The organism is Verrucomicrobiota bacterium (assembly GCA_016871495.1).
Lineage (GTDB): Bacteria > Verrucomicrobiota > Verrucomicrobiia > Limisphaerales > VHDF01 > VHDF01.
The window spans coordinates 1-8360 of record VHDF01000134.1; the positions used below are offsets into that span (position 1 = coordinate 1).

Below are 8360 nucleotides of genomic sequence, written 5' to 3' on the forward strand. Positions count from 1 at the left end.
GCCTGGGTTTCGGGCTGGCTCGATTACAGCGCTTCCACGCGGGACAACACCAACATTCTGGATTTGCTTGACCCGAAGCGTTCGCGATTCGCGCCGTATCTTCCGAGCGCGGAGGTGTATAAATGCCCGGCCGATTTCAGCTATGTTACGATCGGAGGCAAGCGGCATTCCCGCATTCGCAGCATGGGCATGAGCCAGGCGATGGGTGGTCCAGGCGGTTGGCTGCCGGGCGATTACAACGAATCGCAGCGCACCTGGAAAGTGTATTACAAGACATCCGATTTTCAGACGGCAGGCGCCTCGATGCTTTATGTGTTACTGGACGAGCATCCCGACAGCATCAACGCCGGCGGCTTCGCCAACATGATGATCGACGCTCCGGCTCGGGCCAAGATTATCGATTATCCCGCAAGTTATCACAACGGCGCCGCGGGCCTCTCCTTCGCGGATGGCCACACGGAGATCAAGAAATGGCTCGATCCTCGCACCGTGGTAAAGGTTCGTTTCAGTGCCATGCCGCTCAATGTAGGTTCCGCCAACAACAAGGATATGATTTGGTTGTCCGACCGAACCACGGTCCGGGCCAACTGAACGTCTTGCCTGAATCGCGAGCGCGGTTCGGCGGCAAATCACCGTCGTCGTCAAGGACGAGCTCTGAGAGGTCGAACCTCGATTCGAAAGCGCGGATTGTTTTTTGAGCGCGCGGCGGTTTGAATTCAACGATGGCCTCCAAGTCCAAGACCGCCCCGTTCACGGTGAGGGAGTTTTATGAAACCCACCGCGAGGCGCTTGGGATGAATCTGCTGACCAGCGAGGCGGGACTGGGCCGTCCGATTCGGGAAGCGACGGTGAACCGGCCCGGATTGTTGCTTGCGGATTTCACCCAGTATTTTGCCCCTCGCCGGGTCCAGGTGATGGGCAACGCGGAAGTGTATTTTCTCAAGTCCCTGCCGGAGTCCGAACGCTGGCGGCGAGTCGAATACTTCCTCAGCCAAAAAATCCCCTGCGTCGTTTTTTCGCGCCATCTGCGTCCGGGCGCCCCTTTCTTGAAACGGGCCGAAGCGGCGGGGGTGCCGGTTTTTTCTTCTCCCCTCATCACCATGCGCTTCATCAACAAGGCGACCTTCGCCCTGGAGCAGAAATTCGCGCCGCGGGAAACGTTCATGGGCAGCATGGTGGATATCCTCGGCACCGGAGTGATCGTCCGCGGGGAATCCGGCATCGGCAAAAGCGAGTGCGTGCTGGCCTTGATCGAGCGCGGATATTCCCTGGTGGCGGACGACATCACCCTGGTGAGCTTGCTGGACGAGCGCGAAGTGATAGGCACCAGCAAACCGTTGACGAAAGATCACATGGAGGTGCGCGGCATCGGGATTATCAACGTGGCGCGCATGTTCGGTGTCCGCAGCATTCGTGCCGACAAGCGCGTGGATTTGGTGGTGACGTTGAAGGCTTGGGACGACGTTCCGGACGTGGACCGGCTTGGCATCGAGCAGGAGTTTCTGAAGATTCTGGGCATCGACATTCCCCACATCACGATCCCCGTTCGTCCCGGCCGGGACTTGGCGCGGCTGGTGGAAGTTGCGGCGCTGCAAGCCAAGCTCAAAGCCAGCGGCTACAACCCCGCCCAGGAGCTCAACGAGCGCCTGCTCGCCCAGATGGCGCCGCCGGTGGTTTCCCAGGAAGGCAAGTAGCCGTCGCTGACTCAAGTCAAAGCCTCAGTCCTTGAGCTCGCCGGTCTTGAGATCGATGCGAATGCCCCACAAGTTCAGATACGAACGGATCACGCAAGCGGGCAAACCGTTTTGCGCGTGAAGTTTTGCAAGGGGGGCATAAAGCGTCCACGCCATCGACGACATCTGGAACGGCCCGCCTGACCATTTCATCACCGGGCCAAACGAAAGCACGTACCCCGCAAACAGGGTGCCCGCGACCACAAAGCATTTCCAGCCCAGACCCGGCCTCTGGAAAGGACCTCGCTGGACGTTAGGCGGGTTGAAGGTTGTTGATTCCGGAGAGGCGCTTATCTCGAATGGATCGGCAGAAATGGAGGCCTGTAAAAGCCCAAGTGAAAAATACTCCGCAGTGCGGAAAAACATGGAGCCCAGCAGATCCATCTGAGATGACACCCTGCAAATGCTTCACTCATCGATGGCGCGCGGTCTCGGACCTGGCAGCCGCCGAAAAGTGGCAGAAGACTGCCGCACTCCAGCACGCTTCGCGACCGAGAGGCCGCCGGAGCGTCCGGCAGGTCTTGGACTGCGCCAGTCCTCTGGCGCTTTGGCGTCGCGTGTCGTGACGGGAATCGGGTTGACCATAACCCGGTCGAACGTGGGAGGAGCGTTCAACCTTGCCGCAACAATATTTCGTCTCTCTCAGGGTCTTGGTCAGCAAGCCTCGATAAAGAAATTGAGTTTTCGGATTCGCACGGGTCATGGTGGGATGTTGATTCCACTTATGAATGGGTCCCACTTCGCCTCCCTTTGGTCCTCAAGCCCTTTCCGCATCCTTTCCGCCGCCGTGTGTCTGGGCGTGCTGCTCGCGGTGGTCGGGCCGCTGCAGGCCGACGATCCCTTCGCCGAAGGCGTGCGGACGACGGATCCGCTGACACCCGAGGAGCAGCAGAAGCGGTTCAAATTGCCGCCCGGTTTCGAGATTCAGCTGGTCGCGGCGGAACCCCAGATTCGCAAGCCCATGAACCTCGCCTTCGACGGGAAAGGCCGATTGTGGGTTTCCGAATCGAGGGAGTATCCGTTCGCCGCCCCGCTCGACAAGCCGGCCCGGGACAGCATCCGCGTGTTCTCCGATTTCGACGACAATGGACGCGCTCGAAAAATGACCGTGTTCGCAGACGGCCTCAACATTCCCATCGGCCTTTATCCTTACGGCGAGGGCGTCATCGCCTGGAGCATTCCTCATGTCTGGTATTTTCGGGACACCGATGGCGACGGCCAAGCCGACCGGCGTGACCCGTTGTTCGGTCCGCTCGGGTTCGAACGCGACACCCACGGGAACATCGCCTCTTTCAAACGAGGATTCGACGGATGGCTTTACGGCACGCATGGATTCAACAACAACACCACGTTCCGGGCGAGGGACGGCAGCACTCTGGTCTTAAACTCCGGCAACACCTACCGGTTCCGGGTGGACGGATCGCGTGTGGAACCCCACACGTGGGGCCAGGTCAACCCTTTCGGAACCGCCTGGGACGATGAGGGAAACCTCTACACGAGCGACTGCCACAGCTCCCCGATGTACCAACTCCTGGCCGGCGGTTTTTATCCCAGTTTTGGCAAGCCTCACGACGGGCTTGGCTTCGCTCCGGCGATGATGGAACACGCGCACGGTTCGACCGCGATCGACGGCATGGTGTATTACGCCGACAATTTGTGGCCGGTGGAATACCAGACCAACGCGTTCGTCGGCAACGTCATGACCAGCCGGGTGAATCGCGACCGTTTGACTTTCACGGGATCCAGTCCGAAGGCGAATGAATTGCCGGATTTCGTCGTCTCCGATGATCCGTGGTTTCGTCCGGTGGACAACCAGCTCGGGCCTGACGGCGCGCTCTACATTGCGGACTTTTACAACCGCATCATCGGTCATTATGAAGTGCCGTTGATGCATCCGGGCCGCGACCGCGAACGGGGTCGCCTCTGGCGCGTGGTTTACCGCGGATCCGACGGGCGGCTTAAGACGCACCGCCGATCCCTCGATCTCGCCAAAGCATCCGCTCCCGAACTCGCGCGCGAGTTGGCCGATGCCAACCTGACGTGGCGCCTGCAAGTCATGAATGAACTGTGCGACCGCTTCGGTTCTTCCGCCATCGAACCCGTCCGGCGCGTGCTGGACGAACCGGACGCCCACGCCCGAACCTGGGCTCATGGATTGTGGGTGTTGTCCCGCACCGGGGGCTTGGAACTCTCCCGTTTAACGAGGGCTGCCCGCCACTCCGACCGGCTCGTGCGCGTGCATGCCGCCCGCATTCTCACCGAGATGAAAGATTGGCCTGCGGAAGCGGCCCAACTGGCTCTGGATGGCTTGAAGGACAGCGACGCGCTGGTGCAGCGATGTGCGCTGGAGGCCCTCGGTCGGCATCCCTCGCTTGGTTCGTTTGAAGCCGTTCTGGCGTTTGCCGGGACGATTCCCGCCGCCGACACGCACCTCGTTTATGTGGCGCGCAAATCCATCCGCGACCACCTGTTGGTGGACGCCATCGCCCGATCACTGAATCGAGCGGGCGCGGATCCTTCGAGGATCCGGAGGATTGCCGAAGCGTCGCTGGGTGCAAAGACCGAGGATGGCGGGCGGCTGGCCTTGCAGACGGCTTCGGTGTGGAAGCCCGGCGAGAGGGCATCCCTCATGGAAGCTCTCCGTCATGCGGCGCGATTTGGTCCCGCTTCCGAGCTCGGGTTGATGGCGGAGTTTGCGGCGCGCCAGTTCAGCGCCGATCTTGACGCGGAATGGGAACTGTACCAGATGGTGGATCAAGGATTGAAACAGCGCGGGGGTGCCGTTCCGGAGTCGTTGCGCCAATGGTCGGTGGCTTTGGCCCGGCGCCTGACCCAATCGCTGACGCCGGCCGAGGGCGCTTGGTGGAACGTCCCGCTGCCTGACGCCCTCACGCTCAACAATCCTTGGGGATGGGAGGAACGTGCCTGCTCCGACGGGTCCCGGGCGCGCATGCTTTCCTCCCTGCTTCAGGGTGAATTCCTGACGGGATCCTTGCGATCCAGAGATTTCGAGGCGCCCGCGAAGATTTCCTTCTATCTTGCCGGCCACGACGGCGACCCCGGCAAGTCGTCGCAAGGACGAAACTTTGCGCGGTTGCGGAGGTCGGCGAATCACGAAGAACTCTTTCGCGCGCCCGCACCCCGCAACGACCAGGCGCAGCGTGTCGAGTGGGACTTGTCCCGGGTGCGTGGAGAGAAGCTGTATTTGGAGATCACGGACGGTGACAACGGCGGCGCCTATGCCTGGATTGCCGTGGGACGTGTGGAACCTCCGGTGGCGCCCTGGCCCGCGCAGTCTCCGGCCCAGGTGGCCGCTCGCCAGCAGGTTGTGGCGGACATCGCCCGGGGCGTGGAGGGCTCCGAATTTGACACCACTCTGGAGCGGTGGTTGAACGAGCCCGGCACCGAGATCCTGGCCCGTGCCGCCGTCGCGCAATCCCTCTCCGCAAAGCGATCCCAACCGGCCTTGAGGATTGCCGCGGAAGCGGCGGCGGACAACGCCATGCCCGTCGGCTTCCGGGTTCGCCTGGCGGATGAAGTCCTCAGGCAGAGCGCCGCCAATTTTCAGGATTGGTCGCGCGAGTTTTGGAAATCCGCGCCGCATCGAGCCCAAGTTCGTCTGGCTTCGGCCCTGGCCGGTCATTTTCCTCCCGCCACGATTTTGGGGTTTGCGCAGTCGGGTCAACTGCCCCCTGTGTTGCTGGCGGAAGCCGTCGTGAAAGACCGGTTCCTCGCCCGGGCTACCGATGCGGAGAAACTCTCTTTGCAGGCTTTGACGGCGAAGTTTCCTCCCGTCAACACCGCCCGCGCCCAAATGATCGAATATCGCCGGCGCACCTTCAATCCAGCCACGGCCTCGAAGGAAAGAGGCGCGGAACTCTTCGCTCAGAATTGCAAGGTTTGCCATCGCCTTGGGCAGGACGGAGGGCTGGTGGGACCGCAGTTGGACGGGATCGGACAGCGCGGGCTCGAGCGTTTGCTGGAAGACGTGCTGGACACCAATCGCAATGTGGACCGGGCCTTCCGTTCGCGCGTGGTCGCGCTCAAGGATGGGGAGGTTACCAGCGGACTGTTCCGGCGCGAGGAGGGTGAAGTCGTGGTGCTTGCGGATTCCGCAGGCCGTGAAATCTTGATCTCCAAAGCGCGAATTCAGTCCATGACGGAGACGGAAACATCGCTGATGCCTGACAATTTTGGGGAAGCCTTCCCTGAGGCGGCCCTGGCGGATCTCATGGCTTTTCTCCTCGATCAACGAGAAGCCAGGCACGAGTAGTGAGAGGGTGAACGTGCTTCCGTTCTCCCCGTCTACTTTCGACATGGCCGCCCACACGTTTTAAGGTTCCAGGGCGAAACGGTTGGCCCGCGTATTTCATGCACGGGACGCCCGGTGAGGACACCGGGCCTGCAAACACGGAGGCAGTCGCGATGGTAGGCCGCATGCCCTCACGCGGCACACGGTCGCGGATTCAAGCTCAGTATGAAATATTCGAGTTAGGCCATTGGCCGCGACCGAGGAGGAGGCTGTGATCACAACCCGAGCATTGGCTTCTGGCGGAATGACTCAGCACGCCTTGGCTGGCTGGCTGGGGCGGAATTCGGTTTGATCTAACCCGCATGGCTGAAACTCAATGGGGAACGTTTCCAAACCCAGTCGAGTATGAAATAGGCGGCTTAGAGCCCGAATTCGAAACAGCTTTTCAAAGAAAAAACCGGCGCGCCTTGGGATCCTTCGAAGTGGTCCAGAGGTGGACCAAAATGCCGCCAAGGAGCCCCAGGTTGGCCGCTTGCGAGACCCCGTGCCAGAGGCCGAAAGATCGTCGAGCGGCGGCGATTTCTTCCGTCGTGTTTTGCGGAGAGTAAATCTGACGGTGCAGTTTTCCCATCTTGGGCAACAGCCCGAACGCCCCCGCTGCGGATACCACGAGCATGCCGGAAACGAGTCCGGTGGAAAAGAGGGACAGCGGGCGCCCGGAGTAAAGCCATTCCACGAGCAGGTGAATGAGCGCGATCAACCCGCAGACGAGGTGAAACCAAAGATAGCGTTGCAACACGATTTGGGCGGCGGCACCGGCGTGGGACTTGGGCAGGATACTGGCCATGTCGTCGGAGAAGAATGCCGGACCTGCGCCCAAGGTGAAGAAAACCGCCGCGCCCATCCAGATGGAAGCATTCAACAATCCCGCGAAGCGAAGGAAGGTTAACACGCGGCGACGTTAGCAGAGAGGCACGAGGAAGCAAAGGGGTGAACCACAGGGCTCCCGCGCCCGCGCGCCATGGCTTGAGTGGGACATCCCGGAGCTCGGGGTGTTTGCAGCCCAGGTCGAAATTCTGCGCTGACGCGGCGCGAACGGCGCGGTCCGAGCGGCCTTTGGCGGATGGGTCTGTTCTCCACGGTGCATCCCGAAGCCGTTGTGTGTAGTGTAGCGCAGGCTGCCCAGCCTGCCGTATCGCCGACGGCCCGTCGGCCCGGCGGGTGAAGAACGAGGCCCTTCCATGCTCTCCACGCGCCTGGTTTCCTTCGTCGCCCCGCAGGCTGGGCAGCCTGCGAAACAGCAGACAAGGCTGTCTGCGTTACCACGACAACCCGGCCACCGACAACCTCTGGATGCACCGTGTTCTCCAGGGAACCTGCGACGAGCATTGACCCCGCTGGGTCCGTTGTGGAAAGTCGCGGTGTCATCCTAGCGCAGCATGAAGATTTCCGCAGCCGCATATTTTGGTTATTCCGTCCGCGATACCGCGCAGGCGCGTCCTGGCTGCGAAGAAGTCCTGGGACTTAAACCCGGCGGGCTCGATCAGGAGAGTTCACACATGACAGGCAAGTTTTGGGTATGAAATGTCATTGGCAAGGCGTCTTCCCCGCCGTCACGACGCAGATGCGCAAAGACGGCTCGCTCGATCTCGAAGCCACCGCGCGGCATCTTGAAGCCTTGGTCGAGTCGGGCGTGACCGGACTCATTCTCTGCGGATCCCTGGGCGAAAATCAGACGTTGTCGCATGAGGAGAAACTTTCGGTTATCCGTCTCGGACTGGAGACGGCCCGCGGCCGGGTGCCGGTGCTCAGCGGCGTGGCCGAAAGCAGCACTCGCGAGTCGATTCGCTATGTTCAAGCGTGCGAAGCCCTGGGGGCCGACGGCGTCATGCTGATGCCGGCCATGCTCTATCGCGGTGATGAAAGGGAGATCCTCGCCTATTTTCGAGCGGTGGCGAAATCGACGGAGCTGCCGATCATGGTTTACAACAACCCGATCAGCTACGCGAACGACATCACGCCCGAAATGTTTGCCAGGCTGGCGGACACGCCGAACCTGGTGGCCCTGAAGGAGAGCTCGGGCAACGTGCGGCGCATCACGGATCTGCACAACACAGTGGGCGGACGCTACCGGATTTTCACGGGGGTGGACGACTTGGTTCTCGAAAGCGCGATCCTCGGCATCGATGGCTGGGTGGCTGGCACCGGCATTGCGTTTCCGGCGGAGAACCAGCGGCTCTGGGATTTGACGAGATCGGGCGATTGGGACGGGGCCCGCAAACTCTACCGATGGTTTACACCCCTCCTGCATCTGGATGTGCATGTCAAATTCGTCCAGTACATCAAGCTCGCCTTGCAGGAGACCGGCTTGGGCC

The 8360-nt window shown here is 61.3% G+C and carries 5 protein-coding genes; 3 read left to right on the plus strand and 2 right to left on the minus strand.

Going from position 1 to position 8360, the window contains the following annotated elements:
• Nucleotides 1–722: 722 nt before the first annotated feature.
• Nucleotides 723–1694: an HPr(Ser) kinase/phosphatase gene (hprK, locus tag FJ404_18585; protein ID MBM3824858.1), complete on the plus strand. Its 972-nt coding sequence runs from the start codon at nt 723–725 to the stop codon at nt 1692–1694.
• Nucleotides 1695–1718: 24 nt separating this feature from the next.
• Here the strand turns inward: hprK and FJ404_18590 are convergent, their stop codons facing one another.
• Nucleotides 1719–2129 (minus strand): hypothetical protein, encoded by a 411-nt coding sequence (locus FJ404_18590; protein MBM3824859.1) that lies wholly within the window; start codon nt 2127–2129, stop codon nt 1719–1721.
• A gap of 7 nt (nt 2130–2136) precedes the next feature.
• On the opposite strand from FJ404_18590, the gene FJ404_18595 reads away from it, so the two are divergent.
• Nucleotides 2137–6006, plus strand: coding sequence for a c-type cytochrome (locus FJ404_18595; GenBank protein MBM3824860.1), 3870 nt, complete (start codon nt 2137–2139; stop codon nt 6004–6006).
• Between the two features lie 424 nt (nt 6007–6430).
• On the opposite strand, the gene FJ404_18600 is transcribed toward FJ404_18595, so the two are convergent.
• Complete coding sequence (locus FJ404_18600) at nt 6431–6937, minus strand: DUF4149 domain-containing protein (GenBank protein ID MBM3824861.1); 507 nt, start codon at nt 6935–6937, stop codon at nt 6431–6433.
• A gap of 627 nt (nt 6938–7564) precedes the next feature.
• On the opposite strand from FJ404_18600, the gene FJ404_18605 reads away from it, so the two are divergent.
• Nucleotides 7565–8360: dihydrodipicolinate synthase family protein (locus FJ404_18605; GenBank protein ID MBM3824862.1), on the plus strand; the 796-nt coding region annotated here is incomplete at its 3' end.

What these genes read in the sequence shown, in the direction of transcription:
- FJ404_18595 (MBM3824860.1), top strand. Translation starts at nt 2,137, where the DNA reads ATGCTTCACTCATCGATGGCGCGCGGTCTCGGACCTGGCAGCCGCCGA.
- hprK (MBM3824858.1), top strand. Translation starts at nt 723, where the DNA reads ATGGCCTCCAAGTCCAAGACCGCCCCGTTCACGGTGAGGGAGTTTTAT.